Raw genomic sequence first — 24,611 nt, forward strand, 5'->3', positions numbered from 1 at the left:
CGTGGGAGGAGGGAGGCGGCGGGGGCGGACAGGGGGTGGGCAGACGGGGGGCATGCCGGTGGGCCGGGTGCCGTGGGGTGTGATCCCCGGCCCCGGCCCACCGCCCCCTCGATCAGCGTTTGGCGGGCTCGAAGGTGTAGTCCACCCCGCCGACGTCGTACTTCTCCCCGAGTTCCTTGGCCGGGCCGACCTGGACGACCTGGAGCACGTACGACCTCTGCAGGACCTGGTCGGTCGAGAAGCTGAGCGACAGCACCGGCCGCTCGTCCGGGTTGATCAGCAGGTCCTTGATCTGTGCCTTGGCCGGGTCGACGATCTGGATCGAGGTGTTGCCGACGACCCGGATGCCCTCACCCGGCGCACCCGCGGCCCGCCAGCGCTGGAACATCTCCGGACCGAGGTCGGCGATGATCTTGGCACCCGGCACCGGCTCGCCCAGCGGCCGGAACGCGAGGTCGTACTTGGCCGGCACCGCCAGGCCGTTCGCCAGGGCGTACGGCCGGACCACGACGCCCGTGCCGCCACCCGCCGGGACGGTGTTGGCGTTCTTCCAGGCGATGTTGTTGTTGTACTGCGTGTTGATGGACGTCGACGTGCCCTCGAACAGCATCGGGTCGGTCGGCGACTCCCAACGCAGCAGGAGGCAGAAGTGCCCGATGGAGGGCACGTTGTTCCACGCGATCGACGTCGTGGTGACCCCGGAGGCGGCGACCACCAGCGGCTTCGCGCCGATCTCCGTCCAGTTGAGCGGCCAGTTCGCGGCGCCGCCGGAGGTGGTGTAGTACGCCTTCAGCGTTCCGGTGCTGATTCCGGAACCGTAGGGGCCGTGCTGGTTCAGCTTCGCGAAAACGTAGCTCGTCGAGCCGACGACCGGATTCGTGGACGCGGCGCACTCCACCGCGGTGGGGCAAATCTTGATGTCCGGGCTGTTGAAGAACGACGAGTAGATGGCGCCGTGCGGCTCGGAGCCGATGTCGCTCGCGATGTCCCGGATGTAGACGTCGGTGCGGGCGTTGGCGGACATGCCGCTGCCCGCGTCCGCTGCGACTGCGGCGGTGCCGCCCACGGCGAATGCCATGACGGCGGTCAGGACGGCACCGAACAGCAGGCGCGCCACGCGCGGCCGTGGACGTGTGCGTGCGATTCTCATGCTGATTCCCTTTCGACGGGGCGGTGGAGGTCCGAGTGCTTTTGGTGTTCCAGGCCACCCGGCTCGATTACTGTAGGGCAATGGCCGCGAACAATGAAACACTCAAGAATGTCGATTACTGAAAGGGTGTCCGCATATGCCGGGGAGGCGGTAATTCCCGGATACGGCGGAACATGAATCAGATAGTCACGCGTGATCGTGTATCAACGGCGGCCCACGACACTCCTGTACGCCTACCCGTTCGCGCCCCACCCGGCGGGGCCCACCGGTAGCCGGGTGCGCCCGCAGCCCGGAGCCGGCCGGCGATGCCCGGATCGCACGCCGGCCCGTACGCTGGGTGACCGTGAAGCGGATCCTGTTCGGCCGGCCGCTGCGCAGCGTGGCCTTCGACGTGGCGGTCTCCGGCTTCGTGGTGCTGTTCGGCCTCGCCGGCGCGGTCAACCAGCCCGGCGGGTGGTGGGCCGGCGGAGTCGGCGCGGCGATGGCCGGGGCGCTGCTGTTCCGGCGCAGCCACCCGTCGGCGGTGACGGCGGCCATCGCCGCGCTCGCCCTGGTCCAGGTGGTCGCCGGCTGGGGACCGCTGGCCTTCGACATCGCCGTGCTGATCGCCCTGTACAGCGTCGTGAAGTACGCCGAGCGGCTGCGCGACGGCATCATCGCCGGGATCGTCGCCGCCGTCGGGGTGCTGCTGGGCGCGTTCCAGATGCAGGGCACGGCCGCCTGGTGGGCCACGGCGATCTGGTTCGCCCTGGTCACCGGCGCGGTCTGGCTGATGGGGCTCAACGTGCGTACCCGCCGGCTCTACGTGTTCAGCCTGGAGGAGCGGGCCGCCACCCTGGAGCGCGAGCGGGAGGCCGAGTCACGGGCGGCGGTGGCCGAGGAGCGCACCCGGATCGCCCGGGAGCTGCACGACGTGGTGGCGCACAGCATGGCCGTGATGATCGTGCAGGCCGACGGGGCGCGGTACATGTTCGACCGGGACCCGGAGACCGCCCGGGAGGCGGTGAAGGTAGTCGCCGACACCGGCCGGCAGGCGCTGGAGGAGATGCGCCGCCTGGTGGGCGTACTGCGGGAGCCGAGCGGGCCCGACCCGGCGGCCGGGCCCGCCGCGGCGGCCGGGACGGACGGCCCGGGGCCCTCGGGCCTGTCCGCGGAACCGGTGCACCGGCGACCGGCGCTGGTGGGGCTGCCGGACCTGCTGGACCGGTTCCGCGCCGCCGGGCTGCGTATCGACTGGACGGTCACCGGCGAGCCCCCGGCGCTGCCGCCCGGCCTGGAGCTGACCGTGTACCGGGTGGTGCAGGAGGCGCTGACCAACGCCCTCAAGCACGCCGGGGTCGGCGCGACGGTCGCGCTGGGCATGGACCACCCGCCCGACGCCGTCGTGGTCCGGGCCGTCGACGACGGTCGCGGCCGGCCGGTGGTCCGGCCCGCGCCCTCCGGCGGCCACGGCCTGGTCGGCATGCGCGAACGGGTGACGGTGTACGACGGCAGCCTCACCGCCGGGCCCAGGCTGGCCGGGGGGTGGCAGGTCGAGGTACGGCTGCCGCTACCGTCGAGCACCGTGACGGAGGTGACGGCATGACGATCCGCGTGGTGATCGTGGACGACCAGGCGCTGGTGCGGGCGGGATTCCGGATGGTGCTGGACTCCCAGCCGGACCTGACCGTGGTCGGCGAGGCGATCGACGGCGCGGACGCGCTGCGGGTGCTCGACCGGATCGAGGCCGACGTGGTGGTGATGGACATCCGGATGCCGACCATGGACGGGGTGGAGGCGACCCGGCGGATCTGCGCCGGCCGTCCCGGGGGCAGCCCCCGGGTGCTGGTCCTGACGACCTTCGACACCGAGTCCGACGCGTTCGCCGCGCTCCAGGCCGGGGCGAGCGGGTTCCTGCTCAAGAGCGTCCCCCCGGAGGAACTGCTGGCCGCGATCCGGGTGGTGGCCGAGGGCGACTCGGTGGTCGCCCCGCCGATCACCCGCCGGCTGCTGGAACGGTTCGCCGGCCAGCTCGGCCCCGGCCCCACCGGGGACCCCCGGCTGACCCAGCTCACCGAGCGGGAGCGGGAGATCCTGCTGCTGGTGGCGCAGGGCCTGTCCAACGCCGAGATCGCCGCCCGGGTGCACGTCGCCGAGGCGACCGTGAAGACCCACGTCGGGCGGATCCTGGCCAAGCTCCGGCTCCGCGACCGGGTCCAGGCCGTGGTGCTGGCGTACGAGAGCGGCCTGGTCACCCCCGGAGGCTGACCGGGGGTACGACCTGAGGCGTACGGGACCGCCCCGTCGGGGACGCCCTGCGGCGCACCGAGGTCGAGCGCGCGGGTGGACGCGGGCGCACCGGCGCCGGCCATAGCGTCGGAGACGTCCCAGCCACCCTCTCCACGGGGAGCACCGCGTGTCCGTACCACCTCCCGCGTTCGCCGCTGCCGGCGTCGCGGTCACCGCCCGGGGCCTGCGCAAGGAGTACGGCGCCGGCCAGGCGCGGGTCGTCGCCCTCGACGGCGTCGACGTCGACTTCGCCGCCGGCCGGTTCACCGCCATCATGGGCCCGTCCGGCTCCGGCAAGTCCACCCTGATGCACTGCCTCGCGGGCCTCGACCGGCCCAGCGCCGGCACGGTGCGCATCGGCGACGCCGACACCGGACGGCTCGACGACAAGCGGCTGACCCTGCTGCGCCGGGACCGGGTCGGCTTCGTGTTCCAGAAGTTCAACCTGCTGCCCGCGCTGACGGCCGAGGAGAACATCGTGCTGCCGCTGGCCATCGCCGGCCGCCGCCCCGAACCGGGCTGGCTGCGCCAGGTGGTCGCCGCCGTCGGGCTGACCGACCGGCTGCGGCACCGGCCCGCCGAGCTCTCCGGCGGCCAGCAGCAGCGGGTCGCCGTCGCCCGCGCCCTGATCACCAAGCCGTGGGTGATCTTCGCCGACGAGCCGACCGGCAACCTCGACTCCCGCTCCGGCGCGGAGGTGCTGCGGCTGCTCCGCGAGGCCGTCGACACCCTCGGCCAGACCGTGGTGATGGTGACCCATGACCCGGTCGCCGCGAGCCACGCCGACCGGGTGGTGTTCCTCGCCGACGGTCGGCTGGTCCGCGAGCTGACCGCGCCGACCGCCGAGGCGGTCCTCGACGCCCTCGCCCGCCTCGACCCGGCCCCGGCCGGCGCGACGGGGGCCCGTCGATGATCCGGCTGACCCTGCGGATGATGCGCGCCGACGCGCTGCGGCTGATGCTCTCCTCGCTGGCCGTGGTGCTCGGCGTCGCCTTCATCGCCGGCACCCTGATCTTCACCGACGGGATGAAACAGGGCGCGTACGACCGGGCCGGCACCTTCGACCGGCACACCGACCTCGCCGTGTACGCGGAGCAGACCCCGATCCCGCCCGCCCTGGTCGACAAGGTGCGCGCGGTCGACGGGGTGCGCGCCGCCGACGGGGAACTGACCGGCACCGCTGGGGTGGTCGGCTCGGACGGCCGGCCCGTGCTCGGCTTCGCCGTCCTCGCCGCGATCCCCACCGACCCGGCCCTCCAGTCGTACGACGTGGTGGCCGGGCGGCTCCCGCAGCGCCCCGGCGAGCTGGTGCTCGACGCGCCGACGGCGGCCGAGGAGGGGTTCACCCTCGGGTCGCCGGTGAGCGTGGGCGGCAGCGGGGGAGCGGCCCGCCCGTACACCCTGGTCGGCACGGTGGACGTGGCCGGCACCTCCCGGGACGTCGGCGGGCCGTTCATCGGCCTGGCCGGGCCCGACGCCCTCGTCGTCGCCGCGGAGAAGGGCTACGGGCGGATCATGGTGGCCGCCGCGCCCGGCGTGCCGGCGGCGGAACTGGCCGACCGGCTGGCGGCGGTGACCGGCGCCGGTGTCACCGTGCAGGACCGGCAGGAGATCCTCGACGCCGCCGTCGAGGACTCCGTACGCGACGTGAAGCAGTTCAACCTGCTCCTGCTCACCTTCGCCGGGGTCGCCGTGGTGGTGGCCGGGTTCGTCATCGCCAACACCTTCACCATCGTGCTCGCCCAGCGGACCCGGCGTACCGCGCTGCTGCGGCTGGTCGGGGCGACCCGGGGGCAGGTGTTCCGGGCGATGCTGCTGGAGGCGGCGGTGACCGGGCTGGCCGCCTCCGCGCTCGGGGTGGCCGCCGGGACCGGCCTCGCCGTCGGGATGGACGCGCTGCTGTCCGCGTTCGACGTGCCCGTCTCCGGCGGGCTCGCCGTCACCGCGTCGACCGTGCTGACCTGCCTGCTGCTGGGCACCGCCCTCACCGTCGGGGCCGCCGCCGTGCCGGCCTGGCGGGGCACCCGGATCGCGCCGGTGGCCGCGCTCACCGACGCGGCGGTGCAGCCCACCCGCCGGGCCGGACGGGTCCGGCTGGCCGCCGGCGCGCTGGTCTTCGGCTCGGGGGTGGCCGCGCTGGTGGCGGCGGGGACCAGCGGCCAGGTGCCGCTGGTCGCGGCGGGCGGGGTGCTCACCTTCTTCGGCATCGTGCTGTTCGGCCCGGTGCTGGTGCCGGCGCTGGTGCGGGTCCTCGGCTGGCCGGCGCGCCGGCTGTTCGGGGCGACCGCCGGGCTGGCCGTGGCGAACGCGGTGCGCAACCCGCGCCGGATCGCCGCCACCGCCACCGCCCTGGTCATCGGCATCGGACTGGTGTCCGCGTTCATGGTCGGGGCGCGCAGCGTCAAGACCGGCATCGAGCGGGCCGTGGACCAGCAGATCGGGGTGGACTTCCTGGTCACCGGCGTCGGCGGGGGCCTGCCGCCGAACCTCGCGGACGAGCTGGCCGCCCGCGCCGAGCTGGGCGTCGTGCACGAGCAGCGCAGCCGGGTCAGCGGCGGGATCGAGCTGCGGGCCGCCCACCCGACGCTGGTCGGGCGCACCCTGACCGCCGTGGACGCCGGCGACGCGGGCCGGCTCGGACCGGGCCGGGTGCTGGTGCACCGGGAGCTGGCCCGGGCGAAGGGCTGGGCGGTCGGCGACACCGTCACCCTCGCCGGGCGGCCGTTCGAGGTGGCCGCCGTCGTCGACGCCGAGGGCCCGTTGCTGGCCGGCAGCCCGGTCCCGGCCGGGCACGTGGTCGACGTGGTCGACGCCGACTTCACCCGCCTCTTCCCGGCCGAGCGCGGCTACCTCGTCGAGGTCGACCCGGCCGCCGGGGTGCCCGCCGAGCGGGCCCGGGAGGCCGTCGAGTCGGTGGTGATCCGCTACCCGACGGTGAACCTGATGGACCAGGCGGCGTACAAGAAGATGCTCACCGGCGCGGTCGACATGCTGCTGGCGTTCGTCACCGCGCTGCTCGGCCTGGCCGTGGTGATCGCGCTGGTCGGGGTCGCCAACACGCTGAGCCTGTCAGTGCTGGAGCGGACCCGGGAGAACGCCGTGCTGCGCGCGGTCGGGCTGACCCGGGGCCGGATGCGCGCCATGCTCGCCGTGGAGGCGGTGCTGATGGCGCTGGTCGGCGCGGTGCTCGGGGTGGGCCTCGGCACCGGGGTCAGCGCCGGGGCGATGGCCGTGGTCGCCCGGATGGGCGGCGACTTCACGCTGGTCATGCCGTGGGGGCAGCTCGGGCTGATCCTAGCGGTGGCGGTGCTCGCCGCGCTCGCCGCGTCCGTCCTCCCGGCTCGGCGGGCCCTGGCCCGCCCGGTCGTGGAGTCCCTCGGCGCCGAGTGACGACGTGGGGTCCCCGCCCTCGGGCGGGGACCCCACGCGATCCCCTGGTCAGAGCCGCTCGACGGCCGGGCCGTGGCACCGGTTGCGGGTGTCGAAGACGTACCGGGCGTGCCGCACCACCAGGTCGTAGTCGAGGCAGTCGTGGTCGGTCACCACGACCACCGCGTCGGCCTGCCGGACCTCGTGCTCGGTCAGCCCGACCACGGTCACCCCGGCGGGCACGTGGTGCGGCTCGGCGTACGGCTCGACGGCGCGCACGTCCGCGCCGAGGGCCTGCAGGCGGCGGGCCACGTCGACGGCGGGGGAGTCCCGCATGTCCCCGGTGTTCGGCTTGTACGCCAGCCCGAGCAGCAGCAGCCGGGCCCCGCTGACCGCGCGGCCGACCCGGTTCAGCCCGCCCATGATCCGCTGGGCGACGTGCTCGGGCATCTCGTGGTTGACGTCGTTGGCCAGCTCGATGAACCGGAACTGCCGCCCCAGCCGCCGCTTGACCTGCCAGGACAGGTAGCACGGGTCGATCGGCAGGCAGTGCCCGCCGACCCCCGGCCCGGGGCGGAACGGCATGAACCCGAACGGCTTGGTCTCGGCCGCCTCGATCGCCTGCCAGACGTCGATGTCGAGGTGGTGGCTGAGCATCGTCAGCTCGTTGATCAGCGCGATGTTGACCTGGCGGAAGGTGTTCTCGATCAGCTTGGTCAGCTCGGCGACCCGGGTGGAGTCCACCGGCACGGTCCGCTCGACCAGCCGCCGGTAGAACGCGTCGACCCGGTCGCGGGACTCCGCGTCCACCCCGGAGACCACCTTCGGGGTGTTCTCCAGTTTCCAGGTGGGGTTGCCGGGGTCGATCCGCTCGGGGCTGTAGCCGAGGTGGAAGTCGCCGGGGCTGGTCAGCCCGCTGGCCGACTCCAGCAGCGGCCGGAGCAGCTCCTCGGTGGTGCCCGGGTAGGTGGTCGACTCCAGGACCACCACGCAGCCCGGCCGTACGTACGGGCCGATGCCGACCCCGGCCCGCTCGACGAAGCTCAGGTCGGGGACGCCGTCGCGCAGCGGGGTGGGCACGGTGATCACGCAGACGTCGAAGCCCTCGGCGTCGGTGTACTCCGTGCTCGGCCGGTACCGGCCGCTGCCCAGCGCGCGGCCGAGCCGGTCGGTCGGGATGTCCTCGACGAAGGACTCGCCGGAGGCCAGCCGCTTGACCCGGTCGGCGTCGACGTCGAGGCCGACGACGTCCATTCCCGCCTCGACCGCCCGCACGGCCAGTGGCAGGCCGACGTATCCCTGGCCGATGACGACCAACTTCTCAGCGCTCACCCGCGCTCCCTCAGACGACGGAACATGCATCCTCGTCAGCGTAAGGGAGTATCTGCGTTTAAAGTCCGGTTTGGGGATGACGGGGCTGGTGGGAAAGCCGTGACCCCGGCCGGATCGGTCATCCGGACCGGGGTCGGTCGGCGCGTGGGGTCAGCCGTTCAGGGCGGGCGGGTCGGCCGGGGTGCTCGCCGTGGTGGGCGGCGGATCCGCCGGGGTGCTCGCCGTGGTGGGCGGCGGGTCGGCCGGCGTGCTCGCCGTGGTCGGGGGGTCGACCGGCGGGCTCGTCGTCGTCGGCCCGTTGGACGGCCTCGGCGCGGGCGACCCGCTCGGCTGCGGGGTCGCCGTCGGGCTGGCCGGGGCCGAGGAGCGACCCGGGCCCGGCCGGTCGGTGCGACCCTCGTCGACCGCGGCGTCCTCGGTGGCGGCCGAGTCGCCGCCCTGCGTCGGGACCTCCGCCGGGGCGGTCGGCTGGTACTTCGTCGCGGGGGCGTCCTCGCCGTGCGTAGCGCCCAGGGCAGCGGTGAGCCCGGCCAGCGCCACCAGCACCGCCGCGAGCGCGCCGAGCAGGGTGCCGCGCCGCCCGCCGCGCCGGGTGGAGAAGGGGATGGGTCGCCGTACCGGCTGCAGGTCGTCGCGGGTGGTGCCGCTGGCTCCCGGGGCGGTGGTGCCGCCGGTGGCCCCGCGCAGCGGGACCGGCACGGTGCTGGTCGGCGCCGAGCCGTCCGCGATGGTGGCCCGCGCCGCCTCGGCCATCGCCGCGCCGGTGGCGAACCGCTCCGCCGGATCCTTCGCCAGGGCGCGACCCACCAGCTGCCGCACCGACGCCGGGATCTCCTGCGGCAGCTCCGGCGGCTCGTCGTCCAGGTGCCGGACGGCCACCTGCAACGGGTTGTCCCCCGTGAACGGCGGGCCGCCGGTCAGGCAGCAGTACGCCACCGCGCCGAGCGCGTAGATGTCGGTGGCTCCGGAGACCGGCCGGCCGGCAGCCTGTTCGGGGGCCATGTAGAGCGCGGTGCCCGGCACGGCGTTGGCGCTGGTGATGCTCGTGACGTTGGCCGACCGGGCCACCCCGAAGTCGACCAGCACGACGGTGCCGTCGTCCTGCACCAGCAGGTTGCTCGGCTTGACGTCGCGGTGCACGATGCCGCCGATGTGCGCCGCGTGCAGCGCCTGCGCCGCCTGGGCGACCATCGACATGGTCTCGGTGACGCCGAGCTGCCCGGCCGCCTCGATCCGCCGGGACAGCGACTGGCCCTCGACGAACTCCATGACCAGGTAGTCGGCCCGCCCGCCGTCGGGCAGGTCGTCCTCGCCGCAGTCGTAGACCTGCACGATGCCCGGGTGTCGCAGGGCGGCCATGATCCGCGCCTCGGTCCGGAACCGGGCGATGAAGTCGGGGTCGGAGACCAGCGCCGGAAGGAGGACCTTCACCGCGACCTGGCGGCCGAGGATCTGGTCCGTGGCCCGCCAGACGTCACCCATGCCGCCGGTGGCGACACGGTCGTCCAGGCGGTACCGACCGCTGAGCACGACTCCCGAAGACAACACGGCACTACCGTACCCAGAGCCGGCGCGGAGCACTTCTCGTGATCTGGCCCAATCGGACCGGCCGTTCGTGGCGACGGGGCTGCGGGTGGCTCTCCGGGTCGGATATTCTGTGACCATTTAGCGACAGATGGTCACGGGATCCGCTCAGGCGGCCCGGTCAAGCGGGCCGTGGCCTGCGTCAACCGGGGCGCCCACGTCGATCGCGGGCGGCCACGCGCGTGGTTCGGTCCCGACGCGTTACCCCGACACGCCGGATGCGCGGGTTGAGAATTCTCACTCTTTTCCCGGCAGTCGGTGACTTGTCCACCCGACCCTCCACTCCTAGCGTTAGCCCGGCTCGGGCCCACCCGGCGGCGTTGGCACGGCGCGTCCGCCGGCTGACGTGCCGCGCGCTGCGCCCGGGCGTGCCGTCCGCGCCAGTGCCGGCGCGGGGCGTGATCTGGTCAGCGGGGGGCTGATGGTGCGGAAGGAGGTCCGGCCGCCGGGCCGGGCGGGCGCCGCGTGTGCCGCGATCGGCGTACGCGGGTCTTCGGGGACCGGGCGGCGGAGCCGTGGCCGGTGAGCTGAACGAGGCGGTCGTCGCGGCGCGGGCCGGCGACGAGGACGCGTTCCGGTTCCTCTACCGCAGCCTCCAGCCCGGCCTGCTGCGCTACCTGACCACGCTGGTCGGGGCCGAGGCGGAGGACGTCGCCTCCGAGACGTGGTTGCAGATCTCCCGCGACCTGCCGACCTTCACCAGCGGTGAGTTTCGCGCCTGGACCGTCACCATCGCCCGGAACCGGGCCATGGACCATCTGCGCCGCCAGCGCCGGCGGCCCTCGACGCCGGTGCCGGTGCAGACGCTCAGCGACCTGGCCGGTGACGCCGACACGGCCGAGCGGGCCGGCGAGACTCTCGGCACCGAGGCCGCGTTGGCGCTGATCGCCACCCTGCCGCCTCGGGAGGCCGAGGCGGTGCTGCTGCGTGCGGTCGTCGGCCTGGACGCCGAGACCGCCGGCCGGGTGCTGGGCCGCCGGGCCGGCGCGGTGCGCACGGCAGCCCACCGCGGTCTGCGCCGGCTCGCCGCACTGGTGCAACGTCACGATCCACCGGCGAGCGCGGTGCTGTCCGCCACCCCGCCCCTTCCCCGGACGGATCGGTCGGCCCCGGACGCGCCGCGCGTCGAGCCGGCGGACGGTGACGTGAGGGGAAACCGATGAGCTTCCGCCAACCCGATCGCCCCGGGCTGTACCCCGCCGACCGGTCCGAGTCCGACCGGCTCCTCGACGCGGCCCGCGCCGCCCGGGACGCCGCGGCACCCGGTCCGGACCAGGCGGCTGAGCGCGGAGGCGACACCGCTGCCCGACGAGACCTGGCCGGCGACCGAGGGGGCTCCGGAGGCCCCGGCCGTCCCGTCGGGGATCCACTGGCCCGCCTGCTCGCCGCCGCGGCCGGACCGACCCGCCCCGGCGAACTGGCCGGGGAGGAGGCGGCGCTGGCGGCCTTCCGGGCCGCCCGGGTTGCCCCGGCGGCGGTCCCGGCGGCGGTCCCGGCGCGGACGCCCCGCCGGCTCACTGTCGGCGCGGTCGCCTGGATCGGCGCGCTGGCCGTCACCGCCACCGCAGGCGTCGCCGTCGCGGCGGCCACCCTGGACCGGGCGGAGGAACCGGCACCCCCGCCGGCGTCGTCCACCGCGCCGGCCAGCCCCACAGACCCGGGTGCCACCACGCCCGGCCTCACCGGGTCCGGCCCCGGCGGGTCCCCGTCCCCCGTCCCTGCCCCGACCGTCCCGCCGGGCGGCTCAGGCCCGTCCGGCCCGGCCCGTCCCGGGACGCCGGGCGCCGACACCCGCAGCCCCGGCCGGACCACCGGCCCGGGCCACTCGGGCGCCGGCGCCCAACTGCCGGGGCTGTGCCGGGCGTACCTGGCCAAGTCGGCCGCCCAGCGGGAACGGGCGCTGGAGGAGTCCGGCTTCGCGCCCCTGGTCGTCGCCGCCGGCGGGGCCGCCGAGGTGGAGAGCTTCTGCCGGGACCTGCTGTCCGGGGCGGATTCCGGCCGGGCCCCCACCGTCAGCCCCTCCCACCCCGGCCAGCCGGACAGGGGCGGGGCGGAGGCGGCCGGCGGCGAGATCCCGGACGCGGCCCCGGCCGCCGCGACGCCCCCGTCCTGACCCGGGCCGACGGCCCCGGCGCCCCGACCGGGACGACCGACCACGAAACATCTGTTACGGCAAGGCGAGCGGATTTCGTCTGCTAGACAGAGGATGGGGGCATCGTGGACGCCCGGACCGGTCTCGGTCACGAAACGCCGTCACCGGTTCGGTCGTCAGTCAACCAGCGCGGGAGGAATCGTCTCGTGGTGACATCACCGGAGCTGGACCGGAACATCCGATTGCTGGAGGCGGCCGACGCCGCCCGGCACATCGCCCGGATCTGCTTCAAAACCGGCCCACCCACCCACACCGGCGTCGAACTGGAATGGACCGTGCACGACGCCGCCGACCCCGCCCTCCCCGTCGACCGGGAACGGCTGCTGGCGGCGCTGGGGCGACACAGCCCCGTCACCATCGACGACTCCAGCCCAGCCGCACCGCTCCGGCACGGCAGCGCCGTGACCGTCGAGCCCGGCGGCCAGCTCGAGATATCCACCCCGCCACGACCCTCGATCACCGCGCTGATCGAGGCCACCGACGCCGACATCGCCCAGGTCACCGACCTGCTCCGGGCCGCCGGCCTGGCACTCGGCCGCACCGGCATCGACCCGTTCCGGGCACCGCGCCCGGTCGTTGACACCCCGCGCTACCGCGCCATGCGCTGCGTGTTCGACCGGGGCGGGACGGCCGGCCGGACCATGATGTACAGCACCGCAGGCCTCCAGGTCTGCCTCGACGCGGGCGAACCGGACCAGGTGGCGGCCCGCTGGGCGGCGGCGCACGCGGTCGGCCCGCCGCTGCTCGCCGCGTTCGCCACCGCCGGCCGGCACGCCGGGCGGCGCACCGGCTGGGCCTCCGCCCGGATGGCGGCCTGGCTGGCCATCGACCCCGCCCGCACCCGGCCGGTCTGGTCCCCGGTCCGGCCCGACGCCGACCCGGTGGCGGCCTGGACGGCGTACGCGCTGGCCGCGCCGCTGCTCTGCCTGCGCGACGACGCCGCGGACTGGACCCCGCCGCCGGGGGTGACCTTCGGCGACTGGCTCGCCGGTGCGCTGCCCCGCCCGCCCACCCCGGACGACCTGGACTACCACCTGAGCACCCTGTTCCCGGTGGTCCGGCCCCGGGGGTACCTGGAGATCCGCTACCTGGACGCCCAGCCGGGGCCGGACTGGCGGCTCCCGCTGGCCGTGCTGGCCGCGCTCTTCGCCGACCCCGGCACGGTGACCCGCGCCGCGAGCGTCGCCGCCCCGGTGGCCGACCGGTGGGACGCCGCAGCCCGACACGGGCTGGCCGACCCCCCGCTGGCGCGCGCCGCCGCCGGCCTGCTCGACCTGGCGCTGGCGGCCCTGCCCCGGCTCGACCTGCCGGCCCAGCTGCACGACGAGACCACCCGCGCACTACGGCGGCGACTGGCCGCCACGGAGAGGGGACCGAGGTGACGACCATCCACGAACTCGGCACGGAGCGGCTGCGCGACCGGATCGCCGCCGAACTGGAGCGCACCCGGACGCGGACGACCCTGCTCACCGAGGCGGTCGACGACGCCGACCTGATGCGCCAGCACTCGCCGATCATGTCCCCGCTGGTGTGGGACCTCGCCCACGTCGGCAACCAGGAGGAACTCTGGCTGGTCCGGGACGTCGGCGGGCGCGAGCCCGTCCGTCGGGACATCGACGACCTGTACGACGCGTTCAAGCAGCCCCGCAGGGACCGCCCGGCCCTGCCGCTGTTGCCGCCCGCCGAGGCCCGCGCCTACCTCGCCACCGTCCGGGACAAGGTGCACGACCTGCTCGACCGGGTGCCGTTCACCGACCGGCCGCTGGTCGCCGACGGGTTCGCCTTCGGCATGATCGTCCAGCACGAGCAGCAGCACGACGAGACCATGCTCGCCACCCACCAGCTCCGCCTCGGCCCGCCGGCGCTGCACGCCCCGCCCCCGCCGGAGCCGCGCGCCCGGGTCGCCGACGAGGTCCTCGTCCCGGCCGGCGAGTTCACCATGGGCACCTCCACCGACCCGTGGGCGCTGGACAACGAGCGCCCCGCGCACACCGTCCACCTGCCCGCGTACGTCATCGACGCCGCCCCCGTCAGCAACGGTCGGTACGCCGAGTTCATCGCCGACGGCGGCTACGACGACCCGCGCTGGTGGAGCGAGGCCGGCTGGCGGCGCCGCACCGAGGCCGGACTGACCGCCCCGATGCACTGGCGGCGCGACGGCAGCGGGTGGGCGTACCAGCGGTTCGGTCGGTGGTCCCCGGTACGCGCCGACGAGCCGGTGGTGCACGTCTGCTGGTACGAGGCGCAGGCGTACGCCGCGTGGGCCGGCAGGCGGCTGCCCACCGAGGCCGAGTGGGAGAAGGCCGCCCGCTGGGACCCGGCCACCGGCCGGTCCCGCCGCTACCCGTGGGGCGACGAGGACCCGACCGCCGAGCACGCGAATCTCGGGCAGCGGCACCTGTGGCCGGCGCCGGTGGGCGCGTACCCGGCCGGCGCGTCGCCGCTCGGGGTGCACCAGCTCGTCGGCGACGTCTGGGAGTGGACCGCCAGCGCCTTCCGGGGGCACCCCGGGTTCGCCGCGTTCCCCTACCGGGAGTACTCGGAGGTGTTCTTCGGCGAGGACCACCGGGTGCTGCGCGGCGGGTCCTTCGGCACCGACCGGGCCGCCTGCCGGGGGACGTTCCGCAACTGGGACTACCCGATCCGGCGGCAGATCTTCAGCGGCTTCCGCTGTGCCCGCGACGCCCGGCCGGAGGAGTCCCCCCGGTGACGCCGCACCCGGCGGCGACCGCGCCCCGGCGGACGTCCGGCGGGGCCGCGCGCCCGGCCGGCGGGGCCGCCTGATGTGCCGGCACCTGGCGTACGTCGGGCCGCCGGTGAGCCTGCGGGCCCTGTTGTACGACCCGCCGCACTCCCTGGTGCGACAGTCCTGGGCGCCCCGGGACATGCGCGGCGGCGGGACGGTCAACGCCGACGGCTTCGGCGTCGGCTGGTACCCGCCCGGCGGCGGCGAGCCGCTGCGCTACCGGCGGGGCACGCCGATCTGGGGCGACGTGACGCTGCCGGAGCTGGCCGCGGCCACCACCAGCGGCGCGGTGCTGGCCGCCGTCCGGTCGGCCAGCGTCGGCATGCCGGTGCTCGACACCGCCGCCGCCCCGTTCGCGGAGGGTCCGTGGCTGTTCAGCCACAACGGGGTGGTCCGCGGCTGGCCCGACGCGGTGGCCGGGCTCGCCGGCCGGCTGCCCGTACGCGACCTGCTCACCCTCGACGCGCCGACCGACGCCGCGCTGCTCTGGGCCCTGGTGCGGCACCGGCTGCGCGCCGGGGACGACCCGGCGCGGGCGGTCGCCGACACGGTGACCCGGGTCGCGGCGGCGGCGCCCGGGTCCCGGCTCAACCTGCTGCTCACCGACGGGCGGACCGTCGTGGCCAGCGTCGCCGGCCACGCGCTGTCGCTGCGGCGGACCCCGGGCGCGGTGCTGCTGGCCTCGGAACCGCACGACGACGAGCCCGGCTGGCAGGCGGTGCCGGACGGGCGGCTGGTGGTCGCCACGACCGCCGGGGCCCGGGTCGACGCCCTGGCCGTCGACCGTCCGGCAGGTGGGGAAACGACTGAGTGACGGAGGGGGAGACCTGATGAGCGCCGAACCGCTGGAGATCTACCTGGAGGAGCAGGACCTCGGCCGCGGGCTGCGGGAGGACGTACGGACCGGGCTGGCCGCGGCGCCGAAGTGGCTGCCGCCCAAGTGGTTCTACGACGCCCGGGGCAGCGAGCTGTTCGAGGAGATCACCCGCCTGCCGGAGTACTACCCGACCCGGGCCGAGCGGTCCGTGCTGGCCGAGCGCGCCGGTGAGATCGCCGAGCTGACCGGGGCGAAGACGCTGATCGAGCTGGGCTCCGGCTCGTCGGAGAAGACCCGGCTGCTGCTGGACGCCTTCACCCGCCGTGGCGGGCTGGGCACCTTCGTGCCGCTGGACGTCTCGGTCAGCGCCCTGCGCCGGTCCACCGAGCAGATCGCCGCCGACTACCCCGGGCTGCGGGTACGCGGCATCGTCGGGGACTTCACCCGACATCTCGACCGGCTGCCCGCCGGTGGGCGCCGACTGGTGATCTTCCTCGGCGGCACCATCGGCAACCTGCTCCCCGCCGAGCGGGCCGGCTTCCTCGCCGCCATGCGCGCGGCCCTGGAACCCGGCGACTGGCTGCTCCTCGGCACCGACCTGGTCAAGGACCCGGCGGTGATCGTTCCCGCGTACGACGACGCGGCCGGGGTGACCGCCGAGTTCAACCGCAACGTGTTGCGGGTGGTCAACCGGGAGCTGGGCGCCGACTTCGACCCGGAGGCGTTCACGCATGTCGCGCTCTGGGATCCGGAGCGGGAGTGGATCGAGATGCGGCTGCGCGCCGAGCGCCCGCAGCGGGTCCGGGTGCTCGATCTGGATGTGGCGTTCGCGGCGGGGGAGGAGCTGCGCACCGAGGTGTCGGCGAAGTTCCGCCCGGAGCGGATCGCGGCGGAGCTGGCCACCGCCGGCTTTGCCGCCGACGAGTTCTGGACCGACGCCGACGTCCTGTTCGGCGTGACCCTGGCCCGCGCCGACTGAGCCGCCCCCCGCCGGCCCGACGCGGGTGACGCAGTCCACCCGCGTCGGCCCCTGCCACGCCGGTCGGCTAGGCTACCGGGGCGAAGGGGAGTAGCCCTCAATGTCGTGGTCGACATACTGGTGCGTCACGCATCCGGCCACGCGGCCCCACCTTAGGTGGGGCGGGCGAGACTTTCGATCCAGGCTGTGCACAACGGCCGGGTCGAGGGCGCCCCGACACCCCGGCCCGGCCCCATCGGGAAGGGTGTCATGGAAGGTTTCCTCGTCGCGCTGGTCGTCAGCTTCGGCGTCATCTTCGTCGCCGAACTGGGCGACAAGTCCCAGCTCATGGCGCTGACGTTCGCCACGCGGTTCAAGACGGTCCCGGTGCTGATCGGCATCACGATCGCCACCGCCCTCGTCCATCTGGTCTCGGTGGCCATCGGTTACGGGCTGGGTGCCGCCCTGCCCACCGGCTGGATCTCCCTCATCGCCGGCATCGCGTTCCTCGGCTTCGGCGCGTGGACGCTGCGCGGCGACAAGCTCACCGAGGAGGAGAAGCGCAAGGCCGAGCGGAGCGGCAAGTCCGCCGTCATCGCCGTCGGCGTCGCGTTCTTCCTCGCCGAGCTGGGTGACAAGACGATGCTGGCCACCATCACCCTGGCCACCAAGTACGGCTGGTTCGGCACCTGGCTGGGGTCGACGATCGGCATGGTGGCGGCGGACGCGCTGGCGATCGTCGTCGGCCGGATGCTCGGCCGGCACCTGCCGGAACGCGCCATCCGGTACGGCGCGGCGGTGCTCTTCGCCATCTGCGGTCTCTGGCTCATCTTCGAGGCTGTCGCCGACCTCAACTGATCCCGACTACCGCCTGCCGGGGCGGGTAACGGCCCGGGGTGAGGTGGGAGGAATTCCTGCGCCAGGGCGACCAGGTGCTGGTCGCCCTGGTGGAGGTCACGGGCGCGCTGGTGATCTTCGTCGGCGCGGTCTGGGCGGCGCTGCGGTTCGTGGTCGAGGGACTGCGCCACCGCAGCGCCGCCGTCTTCACCCCCATCCGGCTCTCCCTGGGCCGGTTCCTCGTCCTCGGGCTGGAGTTTCCAGCTCGCCGCCGACATCCTGCGCACCGCCGTGTCGCCGACCTTCGACCAGATCGGCCAGCTCGCGGCCATCGCCACCATCCGGACCGCGCTGAACTTCTTCCTGCGTCGCGAGATCGCCCAGGAGCAGCGACAGGTAACCCCGGATCGATGACCGCGCCGGGGCGGTCGAGTCGGTGTCGTGTCGACAATCCGTAGCGCGCTGCGCCGAGGAAGATCACGGCCTACCGTGGGCCACGGGAGACAAACCGGAGAAATCGGGAGGATGACGGTATGAGCCGGCACGACGAGCCCAACGAGTACGGTTTCGCCGGTGGCGCCACCGCGCCCCAGCCGCAACCCGGCGGGCGGCCCGACGAGCAGGACCTCGCCGAGGAGGTGGCCGTCCCGGGCGATGACCTCACCGAGCCGTTCAACGAGGCGATCAGCGAGGAGACCGAGCAGTCCGAGGAGGACGAGCCGGCCGAGCGCCGCCGCTGAGTCCACCGGTGGGGGTGACGGCAGCCGGCCCCACCGCCGCACCCGGGAGGCGGGGCCCGCCACGTCGCGAGGGCCGCCGGCCCCGCCCCGGGCCGCCTCGGGCTGACCGTCCGCCGGGCTGGTTCCCGGCCCGCCGTTGCCAGTCGCCCTGCCCGGCGGGCCGCCGGGCGACACCCGTCCGCCGCGTCGTACGTCACTTCCCGGGTCCCGGGGCAGTTGTTCCGAACGAATTCGGCGATGCGTGCGGCCCTATTAATGGCGATGCCTTGTCGAATGGGCCGTTTGCGACATTTTGACCGCTTACGTCCTCTACAGTCGGTGGAACCGAATGCGCTGGGTGGGGGTGTCGGAGCCGGTGACCGCCCCGTGACTGCTGAGGAGCTCTTGTGCTTGACAAGTCGACCGCACGGACCGGACGGGGGCTTCCCGGCTGATGGACGTTCGTGATTACCTCCGGGCCGTCCGACGCAGCTGGTGGCTGGTCCTGCTCGCCGTCATGGTGGGCCTCGGCGTGGCCGCTCTGGTCACGGTCCAGACGAAGCCCCGGTACGTCGCCTCGGTGACCTACTTCGTCACCGTCCCCAACCAGGGGGTCAGCGAGGCGTACCAGGGCGGCATCTTCATGCAACAGCGCGTCAAGTCGTACGCCGACCTGCTGGAGAGCGACCGGCTGGCGCAGAGCGTCGTGGCGAAGAACCCGCTCGGGCTCACGGCGGAGGAGGTGCAGGCCAGGATCGGCGCCAGCACCGTCCCCGACACCGTCCTGTTGCGCGGCACCGTCACCGACACCGACGCAACGCGGGCGCTGCGGCTGACCGAGGCGGTCTCCGCCCAGTTCGTCGAGCTGGTCAAGGCGGTGGAGACCCCCCCCGAGGGGCGGACCGCCCCGATCAAGGTGGAGGTGATCAGCGGACCCAGGGTCAGCTCCGTACCGGTGTCGCCCAAGCCGCCGTTGAACCTCTCCGTCGGCGGGCTCGCCGGCCTGCTCGTCGGCATCGGACTGGCCGTGCTCCGGACCCGGTTCGACAACCGGCTGCGGGACGCGGTCGGCCTCCAGCGCGCCACCGGCAGCCCGCTGCTCGGTGAGATCCCGTTCGACCCCGCCGCACGCACCGCGCCGCTGATCGTCGGGGACGCGGCCAGCTCGCCGCGCGCCGAGGCGGTCCGCAAGCTGCGGACGAACCTGCGCTTCGTCGACGTCCACGAACCGGCCCGCGTCATCGCCGTGACCAGCGCGTTGCAGGGGGAGGGCAAGACCACCCTCTCCTGCAACCTGGCCATCGCGCTCGCCGAGGCCGGCTGGCGGGTCGCGCTGGTCGACGCCGACCTGCGCCGGCCGAAGGTGGCCGAGTACCTGAACCTGGAGGCGAGCGTCGGGCTGACCGACGTCCTGCTGGGCGACGTCAGCGTGGGGGACGTGGTGCAGCGGTGGGGCGACAAGTCCCTGCTGGTGCTGCCCGCCGGGTCGGTCCCGCCCAACCCCAGCGAACTGCTCGGCTCCAAGGCGATGGCGGACCTGCTGCTGGTGCTGCGGGAGTCGGCGGACATCGTCGTCATCGACACCGCCCCGCTGCGGACCGTCACCGACGGCGTCGTCGTGGCCGTCCAGGCCGACGGGGCGCTGGTGGTCAGCCGGTACGGGCGCACCGACCGCGGCCAGATCGCCGCCGCCGCGCAGGCGCTCCAGTCGGTCTCCGTCCGGATGCTCGGCTGCGTGCTCAACATGGCCAAGCTCGGCCGCGCCGAGACCGACCAGTACGAGAGCTACCGGATCGACGTGCCACCCGCGCCCGCCGCCGCCCCGGCCGAGCGGATGGGCCCCCCGGCGGCCGCCACCAGCAGCAGCGGGTTCTTCGGTCAGGAACGGGCGGCCGACCCGACGCAGGAACTCACCCGGCTGCGTCGATGAGCGCCGCGACCGGTGTCAACGACCGCTCGATCTCCTGCGCGCAGCGCCGGAAGTCCGTGGGCGTGCCACCGATCGGGTCGACGAGGTCGTCCTCGGCCGTGCTGGTCGGCTGCAACCGTCCCCGGGCCTGGGCCGCCGCCCGCGCCGCCGCGCGCAGCGCCCCGGCGTCCGTGGTGTCCGGCGCGTCGGCCAGCCCGGCGAGCCGACCGAACTGGCGCAGGGTGAAGGTGCGGTGCAGCGCGGCGGGAGCCAGCGACACGCAGGCCGCCCGCTGGCGACGGGTCGCGGTCAGCACCAGCGCGGCGTCGGTCAGCTGGCCGACCGTCAGCGCCCGGCTGCGGAACGCCGCCGGGTCCCGGCCGGTCCCGGCGGCCACCTGCGCCGCGTACGGATGCATCGACCGGCCGTCCACGGCGGCCGTGCCGGCGCTGGCCACCTCGACCGGCAGCTTCGCCAGCAGCCAGCCGGCCAGGTACTCGGCCATCGGCGAGCGGCACAGGTTGGCGTGGCAGACGAACAGGATCCGGTCGGCCATCGGAGACTCTCCCAGCGGTCTGGGCGCGCGGCGGCCTGGCGCCGTGCCGGCGCCGGTGGGCAGCGCGCTGCCGGCATCGTACGCAGGTGCCACCACGCAGGGTGGCTGCGCCGCGCCGGAAGGTGACATCCGGGGTGGGGGCGTCCGGTGAGGATCGGCATCCTGGCGTACCACTTCCCGCCGGAGCCGGCGTTCATCCCCGGCAGCCTCGCCGAAGGGCTGGCAGCCCGCGGCCACGAGGTCCGCGTGCTGACCGGCTTTCCCGACTACCCGGGCGGCCACGTCTATCCGGGCTGGCGGCAACGGTGGCGCTACGAGAGCCGCAGCGAGCGGCTGACCGTGCGTCGGGTGCCGCGGTGGACCGGCGGGGACGCCTCCGTCCGCGCCCGGATGGCGAACTGGCTGTCCTTCGCCGCCAGCGTCGGGACGATCGGCCGGGGACAACTCGCCGGCGTCGACGCCCTGTACGTCCACCAACTGCCGCCGACGACCTTCGCCGCGGTCGGGCTGCTGCGCCTGCTGGGCGCGGTTCCGACGCTGCTGCACGTCCAGGACGTGCACCCGGAGCTGCCCGGGCCGGCGGAGGCGGCACGTCCCTGGGCGGGCCGGGTCGCCGCCGCCACCCGGCGGCTCTACCGCTCCGCGGACCTGGTCGCGGTGGCGGCCCCCGCCATGCGTGACCTGGTGGTTGCCGGCGGTGCCGACGCGGACCGGGTGCGGGTGGTGCTCAACTGGACCGACGAGCGACTGTTCCACCCCGCCGAGCCGACCCGGGAGGCCCGCCGGCTGGTCCGGGGCGACGGCCGCTGCTCGGTGATGTACGCCGGCACCATCGGCGCCCGGCAGGGCCTGGAGACGGCGGTCCGGGCCGCCGCCCCGCTGCGCGGCACGATGGACCTGGTCCTGGTCGGCTCGGGTCCCGACGAGGGGCGGGTGCGGGGGCTCGCCGAGGAGTTGGGGGCCCGCAACGTCCGGTTCGTCGCGCGTCGGTCGCCGCTGGAGATGTCCGACCTGTACGCCGCCGCGGACTACCAGCTGGTGATGCTGCGCGACCTGCCGGAGCTGCGCGGGAGCGTCCCCGGGAAGCTCCAGGCGGCGTTCAGCTCCGCCTCGCCGGTGGTGGCCTCCGCCGGGGGCGACACCGTGGAGATCGTGGAACGGGCCCGGGCCGGGCTGTCCTGCCCGCCCGAGGACTGGGCCACCCTGGCCGACCGGTTCTGGCTGGCCGCCACCATCCCGACGTCGGCCCGGCTGGAGATGGGGCGACGCGGCCGGGAGACGTACCTGCGCGACATGTCCACGCGCGGCGGGGTGGACCGCGTCGAGGAGCTGCTGTACGAGGTGGCCGCGCTGCGCCGCGGTTCGGACTCGACGGAATAAAACTCTCGTACGGGACTCGATGCCTGAAAAAGCGTGATACTGCCACACGGCCTGGGTCATGCGTGCTAGAAAACGATGAATCGTCATTTCTGTCCGCTTTTTGACGGGAGAAGGTGTGATCGAAACTGTGCGGCCCCACCGCCGTCGGCGGAGATCCCGACGGCGTACCAGGGCGCGGGTACGCCGCGTCCTGCTCACCGGCCTGATCGTCGGCTCGCTCGTCGCGCTCAGCGGCGGCTGGGTCGGCTTCCGCGGCTGGCAGGCCCGGGCCCACCTGCTCAACGCCGCCGGGCTGGCACGGCAGCTCAGCACCGAAGTGGTCGGGGCCGACGCCGACCGGGCGCAACGCACCCTCGCCGCGCTCCAGGAACAGGCCGCGGCGGCCCGTGACGCCACCGCCGACCCGGGCTGGTGGGTCGGGCGGCACACCCCGTACGCCGGGGACGACCTCGCCGCAGTCCGCGAGATCGCGGTGGCCGTCGACGAACTCGCCCGGGACGCGTTCCCGGCCCTGCTGCGCACCGACCTGTCCACCCTGCTGCCCGGCAAGGGGCGGCTGGACGTCAACCAGCTCCGGGCCGTATCGGCCCAACTCGCCGACACCGACGAGGTCGTCCGGCGCACCAACGCCCGGCTCGCCGCCGTGTCCACCACCGGACTGGTCGACCAGGTCCGACAGGCCGTGACGGACCTGCGGGCCGAGACCGACCAACTGGCCGCCCTGACCCGGTCCGCCGACCAGGCCGCCCGCCTGCTGCCGAACCTGCTCGGCGCGGACGGGCCGCGCAGCTACCTGCTGGTGTCGCAGAACCCGGCGGAACTGCGGGCCACCGGCGGCATGTTCGGCGCGTACGCGGTGATCAAGGCCGAGGACGGCCGGCTCCGGATGGGCGCACAGGACGCGGCCAGCAGCCTGGGCCGCTTCGACCTGTCCGCGAAGTTGAGCACCGAGGTCCGCAACCTCTACACCAACCTGGTCGGCACGTATCCGGCGGACGTCAACCTGACCCCGCACTTCCCGACCGCTGCGGCGCTCTTCCGGGAGATGTACCGCAAGCGCAGCGGCACCACGGTCGACGGGGTGCTCGCGGTCGACCCGGTGGTGCTGTCGTACCTGCTCAAGGCCACCGGACCGGTGCCCGTGCCGGGCAACGCCACCCTGGTCAGCGACAAGGTGGTGCACACCCTGCTCTCCGACACGTACCAGCGGCTGGACCAGGCCAGGCAGGACGAGTACTTCGCGGCCTCCGCGGCGGCGGTGTTTAGCACCTTCTTCGCCCGGGAGGTCAACCCCCGGGCGTTGCTGTCCGCACTGGACCGCGCCATCGACGAACGGCGGATCCTGTTCTGGAGCGCCCACCCGGCCGAGCAGCGGGTCATCGCCGGCAACCGGTTGGGCGGGGCGCTGCCCGAGCAGGAGAACGTTCCCACCGTCGGCGTGTTCCTCAACGACGGCAGCGGCGCGAAACTCGGCTACTACCTGCGGCCGTCGGCGACCCTGACCGTGGGACAGTGCCGCCCCGACGGCCGGCGGCAGCTACGGCTGAGCTTCACGCTCCACTCGACCGCGCCCGCCGCAGGGCTGTCTCCCTCCGTCCTCGGCCTGGGCCTGGCCGGGGACCCGTATACCGCCCGCACCCTGGTCTCCGTCTACAGCCCGGCCGGCGGCGCGGTGCTCGCCAGTCGGCTCGACGGAGCCGACCTGCGGGTCGGCAGCGGCCTCGAACGGCGGCGACAGGTCGTCATCGCCAACGTCGAGGTACGGCCCGGTGCCACCCGGACCCTCGATGTCGACGTGCTGACCGGCAGGACCGGCAGCGGAGACGCCGACCTCTGGCTCACCCCGACCGCCACCCCATGGACCACCCAAGTTAAGTCCGCACCACACTGTGACCAGTAGGAGGGAACCAATCATGCGGCTATCCCGCATCATCATGGCGCTCACGGTCGGCCTTGCCGTCGTGGCGGCGCCGACCGCGGCGGGGGCGGCGCAGCCGCAGCCGACACCGTCGCCGTCCGGCCCACAACAGCCGCCGCAGTACCCGCCGCAACCCCCGGCGCTGACGGTCAACCCGTCGACGATCGTCCTCGGCCAGACCGTCACCCTGACCGGTGCCGGGTTCGGGCCGAACGAGTCCGTCGAGCACACCGGGGCGACAACGCCACTTGCCGCCGGCCTGCCCGGTCAGGCGCCGGCCCGCCGCAGCGACGGCAGCACCGTCGCGATGGCTCCGGTGGCCTACCAGGCGGCGGCGCCGTTGCAGTTCACGGCGAAGGCCGACGCGGCGGGGAAGTTCTCCGTTCGCTACACGCCGAGTGTCACCGGCCGGCTCGCGTTCACGGCCGTTGGTGCCAACACGGGCTGGACGGCCGCCGCCACCCTGACCGTGCTCCCACGCGAGCGGCCCACACCGACCCCGACCCGCAAGCCGCACGGAGGGCTGCCCGTGACCGGTGACAGCATCAGCACGCCGCTGGCCGTCGGTGGCGGGTTGGTCGGCGTCGGCGTGGTGCTGACGCTCGCCGGGCTGGCCTGGCGTCGCCGCAACCGTTTCGGCACCGGGTCGACGCGCTGACCGCTCTGAGCCGGGCAGTGCCCGAGCCACCGCAACGGTGCCCGCCGGGTTGTTCCACCGGCGGGCACCGTCATGCGGCCTGCGCGGCGTCGGCGGGCTCGGGTCGTACCCTCCCGGCTGGGTCCGGTCGCGTCGAATGTCCGATTTGCCGGCCTCGGCTGAGTGGCTGTGACCGGGGGCATCCGGTCGGCGGAACATCGGCCGGCCCGGGGTCGTTACACCTGGCAGACGATCGAGTAGCGCACGCCGCTGCTGAGC

Annotated in this window: 21 protein-coding genes; 17 read left to right on the top strand and 4 right to left on the bottom strand. The window is 74.5% G+C overall.

The genetic code is table 11. The annotated features are described in order from the left end of the window. Positions 1 to 112: 112 nt before the first annotated feature. Positions 113 to 1,150 carry a hypothetical protein gene (locus OG617_RS29565; protein ID WP_405096195.1) on the bottom strand — a complete coding sequence of 346 codons (1,038 nt, stop codon included), beginning with the start codon at positions 1,148 to 1,150 and terminating at the stop codon, positions 113 to 115. A 337-nt stretch (positions 1,151 to 1,487) separates the two neighbouring features. Between OG617_RS29565 and OG617_RS29570 the strand changes: the two genes are divergently transcribed. The 4 genes from OG617_RS29570 to OG617_RS29585 all read left to right on the top strand — a co-directional run bounded on the left by OG617_RS29570 (position 1,488) and on the right by OG617_RS29585 (position 6,808). Continuing rightward, complete coding sequence (locus OG617_RS29570) at positions 1,488 to 2,735, top strand: sensor histidine kinase (protein ID WP_405096196.1); 1,248 nt, start codon at positions 1,488 to 1,490, stop codon at positions 2,733 to 2,735. Further along, positions 2,732 to 3,397, top strand: coding sequence for a response regulator (locus OG617_RS29575; RefSeq protein WP_405096197.1), 666 nt, complete (start codon positions 2,732 to 2,734; stop codon positions 3,395 to 3,397). The genes OG617_RS29570 and OG617_RS29575 overlap by 4 nt, the downstream gene beginning before the upstream one ends. 148 nt (positions 3,398 to 3,545) lie before the next feature. Further along, positions 3,546 to 4,331, top strand: a complete 786-nt coding sequence (locus OG617_RS29580; RefSeq protein WP_405096198.1) for an ABC transporter ATP-binding protein — start codon at positions 3,546 to 3,548, stop codon at positions 4,329 to 4,331. Then, the gene (locus OG617_RS29585) at positions 4,328 to 6,808 is read left to right on the top strand and encodes an ABC transporter permease (protein ID WP_405096199.1); all 2,481 of its coding nucleotides are present in this window, start codon (positions 4,328 to 4,330) and stop codon (positions 6,806 to 6,808) included. Before OG617_RS29580 ends, OG617_RS29585 begins: the two co-directional genes overlap by 4 nt. Before the next feature lie 48 nt (positions 6,809 to 6,856). Here the strand turns inward: OG617_RS29585 and OG617_RS29590 are convergent, their stop codons facing one another. Both OG617_RS29590 and OG617_RS29595 read right to left on the bottom strand, forming a co-directional pair. Further along, positions 6,857 to 8,119: a nucleotide sugar dehydrogenase gene (locus tag OG617_RS29590; protein WP_405096200.1), complete on the bottom strand. Its 1,263-nt coding sequence runs from the start codon at positions 8,117 to 8,119 to the stop codon at positions 6,857 to 6,859. Positions 8,120 to 8,269: 150 nt separating this feature from the next. Then, positions 8,270 to 9,667, bottom strand: a complete 1,398-nt coding sequence (locus OG617_RS29595) for a protein kinase domain-containing protein (RefSeq protein ID WP_405096201.1) — start codon at positions 9,665 to 9,667, stop codon at positions 8,270 to 8,272. Between the two features lie 551 nt (positions 9,668 to 10,218). Here OG617_RS29595 and OG617_RS29600 point away from each other — a divergent pair. The 10 genes from OG617_RS29600 to OG617_RS29645 all read left to right on the top strand — a co-directional run bounded on the left by OG617_RS29600 (position 10,219) and on the right by OG617_RS29645 (position 19,862). Further along, a complete protein-coding gene (locus OG617_RS29600; protein WP_405096202.1) occupies positions 10,219 to 10,866 on the top strand; it encodes an RNA polymerase sigma factor in 648 nt (215 codons plus the stop codon). Further along, positions 10,863 to 11,816 (top strand): hypothetical protein, encoded by a 954-nt coding sequence (locus OG617_RS29605; RefSeq protein ID WP_405096203.1) that lies wholly within the window; start codon positions 10,863 to 10,865, stop codon positions 11,814 to 11,816. The genes OG617_RS29600 and OG617_RS29605 overlap by 4 nt, the downstream gene beginning before the upstream one ends. 185 nt (positions 11,817 to 12,001) lie before the next feature. Next, positions 12,002 to 13,237 carry an ergothioneine biosynthesis glutamate--cysteine ligase EgtA gene (egtA, locus tag OG617_RS29610; RefSeq protein WP_405096204.1) on the top strand — a complete coding sequence of 412 codons (1,236 nt, stop codon included), beginning with the start codon at positions 12,002 to 12,004 and terminating at the stop codon, positions 13,235 to 13,237. Beyond that, positions 13,234 to 14,565: an ergothioneine biosynthesis protein EgtB gene (gene egtB, locus OG617_RS29615; protein ID WP_405096205.1), complete on the top strand. Its 1,332-nt coding sequence runs from the start codon at positions 13,234 to 13,236 to the stop codon at positions 14,563 to 14,565. Before egtA ends, egtB begins: the two co-directional genes overlap by 4 nt. 73 nt (positions 14,566 to 14,638) lie before the next feature. After that, on the top strand, positions 14,639 to 15,415 hold the full coding sequence (gene egtC / locus OG617_RS29620) for an ergothioneine biosynthesis protein EgtC (RefSeq protein ID WP_405096206.1): 777 nt from the start codon (positions 14,639 to 14,641) through the stop codon (positions 15,413 to 15,415). 16 nt (positions 15,416 to 15,431) lie between these two features. Beyond that, positions 15,432 to 16,397 carry an L-histidine N(alpha)-methyltransferase gene (gene egtD / locus OG617_RS29625; protein WP_405096207.1) on the top strand — a complete coding sequence of 322 codons (966 nt, stop codon included), beginning with the start codon at positions 15,432 to 15,434 and terminating at the stop codon, positions 16,395 to 16,397. Positions 16,398 to 16,646: 249 nt separating this feature from the next. After that, the gene (locus OG617_RS29630; protein WP_405096208.1) at positions 16,647 to 17,234 is read left to right on the top strand and encodes a TMEM165/GDT1 family protein; all 588 of its coding nucleotides are present in this window, start codon (positions 16,647 to 16,649) and stop codon (positions 17,232 to 17,234) included. Positions 17,235 to 17,504: 270 nt separating this feature from the next. Then, entirely contained in the window at positions 17,505 to 17,627 is a 123-nt protein-coding gene (locus tag OG617_RS29635; RefSeq protein WP_405096209.1) for a DUF1622 domain-containing protein, read from the top strand. A 119-nt stretch (positions 17,628 to 17,746) separates the two neighbouring features. After that, positions 17,747 to 17,953: a hypothetical protein gene (locus OG617_RS29640; RefSeq protein ID WP_387017484.1), complete on the top strand. Its 207-nt coding sequence runs from the start codon at positions 17,747 to 17,749 to the stop codon at positions 17,951 to 17,953. A 433-nt stretch (positions 17,954 to 18,386) separates the two neighbouring features. Then, positions 18,387 to 19,862 carry a polysaccharide biosynthesis tyrosine autokinase gene (locus tag OG617_RS29645; protein ID WP_405096210.1) on the top strand — a complete coding sequence of 492 codons (1,476 nt, stop codon included), beginning with the start codon at positions 18,387 to 18,389 and terminating at the stop codon, positions 19,860 to 19,862. On the opposite strand, the gene OG617_RS29650 is transcribed toward OG617_RS29645, so the two are convergent. After that, complete coding sequence (locus OG617_RS29650) at positions 19,843 to 20,397, bottom strand: low molecular weight phosphatase family protein (protein ID WP_405096211.1); 555 nt, start codon at positions 20,395 to 20,397, stop codon at positions 19,843 to 19,845. The two genes, OG617_RS29645 and OG617_RS29650, sit on opposite strands and share 20 nt — an antisense overlap. 147 nt (positions 20,398 to 20,544) lie before the next feature. Here OG617_RS29650 and OG617_RS29655 point away from each other — a divergent pair, with 147 nt between their 5' ends. The 3 genes from OG617_RS29655 (at position 20,545) to OG617_RS29665 (ending at position 24,353) form a co-directional block, all read left to right on the top strand. Then, positions 20,545 to 21,777 (top strand): glycosyltransferase family 4 protein, encoded by a 1,233-nt coding sequence (locus OG617_RS29655; RefSeq protein WP_405096212.1) that lies wholly within the window; start codon positions 20,545 to 20,547, stop codon positions 21,775 to 21,777. Positions 21,778 to 21,892: 115 nt separating this feature from the next. Beyond that, a complete protein-coding gene (locus tag OG617_RS29660; RefSeq protein ID WP_405096213.1) occupies positions 21,893 to 23,677 on the top strand; it encodes a DUF4012 domain-containing protein in 1,785 nt (594 codons plus the stop codon). 13 nt (positions 23,678 to 23,690) lie between these two features. Further along, a complete protein-coding gene (locus tag OG617_RS29665) occupies positions 23,691 to 24,353 on the top strand; it encodes an LPXTG cell wall anchor domain-containing protein (protein WP_405096214.1) in 663 nt (220 codons plus the stop codon). The last annotated feature ends 258 nt before the right edge of the window (positions 24,354 to 24,611 follow it).

The sequence above is a fragment of the Micromonospora sp. NBC_01412 genome, from assembly GCF_045040215.1.
GTDB classification, from domain to species: Bacteria; Actinomycetota; Actinomycetes; order Mycobacteriales; family Micromonosporaceae; genus Micromonospora; species Micromonospora rubida.

What these genes read in the sequence shown, in the direction of transcription:
- OG617_RS29640 (WP_387017484.1), top strand. Translation starts at nt 17,747, where the DNA reads ATGAGCCGGCACGACGAGCCCAACGAGTACGGTTTCGCCGGTGGCGCC.
- egtC (WP_405096206.1), top strand. Translation starts at nt 14,639, where the DNA reads ATGTGCCGGCACCTGGCGTACGTCGGGCCGCCGGTGAGCCTGCGGGCC.
- egtD (WP_405096207.1), top strand. Translation starts at nt 15,432, where the DNA reads ATGAGCGCCGAACCGCTGGAGATCTACCTGGAGGAGCAGGACCTCGGC.
- OG617_RS29585 (WP_405096199.1), top strand. Translation starts at nt 4,328, where the DNA reads ATGATCCGGCTGACCCTGCGGATGATGCGCGCCGACGCGCTGCGGCTG.
- OG617_RS29665 (WP_405096214.1), top strand. Translation starts at nt 23,691, where the DNA reads ATGCGGCTATCCCGCATCATCATGGCGCTCACGGTCGGCCTTGCCGTC.
- OG617_RS29630 (WP_405096208.1), top strand. Translation starts at nt 16,647, where the DNA reads ATGGAAGGTTTCCTCGTCGCGCTGGTCGTCAGCTTCGGCGTCATCTTC.
- OG617_RS29565 (WP_405096195.1), bottom strand. Translation starts at nt 1,150, where the DNA reads ATGAGAATCGCACGCACACGTCCACGGCCGCGCGTGGCGCGCCTGCTG.
- OG617_RS29605 (WP_405096203.1), top strand. Translation starts at nt 10,863, where the DNA reads ATGAGCTTCCGCCAACCCGATCGCCCCGGGCTGTACCCCGCCGACCGG.
- OG617_RS29650 (WP_405096211.1), bottom strand. Translation starts at nt 20,397, where the DNA reads ATGGCCGACCGGATCCTGTTCGTCTGCCACGCCAACCTGTGCCGCTCG.
- OG617_RS29645 (WP_405096210.1), top strand. Translation starts at nt 18,387, where the DNA reads ATGGACGTTCGTGATTACCTCCGGGCCGTCCGACGCAGCTGGTGGCTG.
- OG617_RS29575 (WP_405096197.1), top strand. Translation starts at nt 2,732, where the DNA reads ATGACGATCCGCGTGGTGATCGTGGACGACCAGGCGCTGGTGCGGGCG.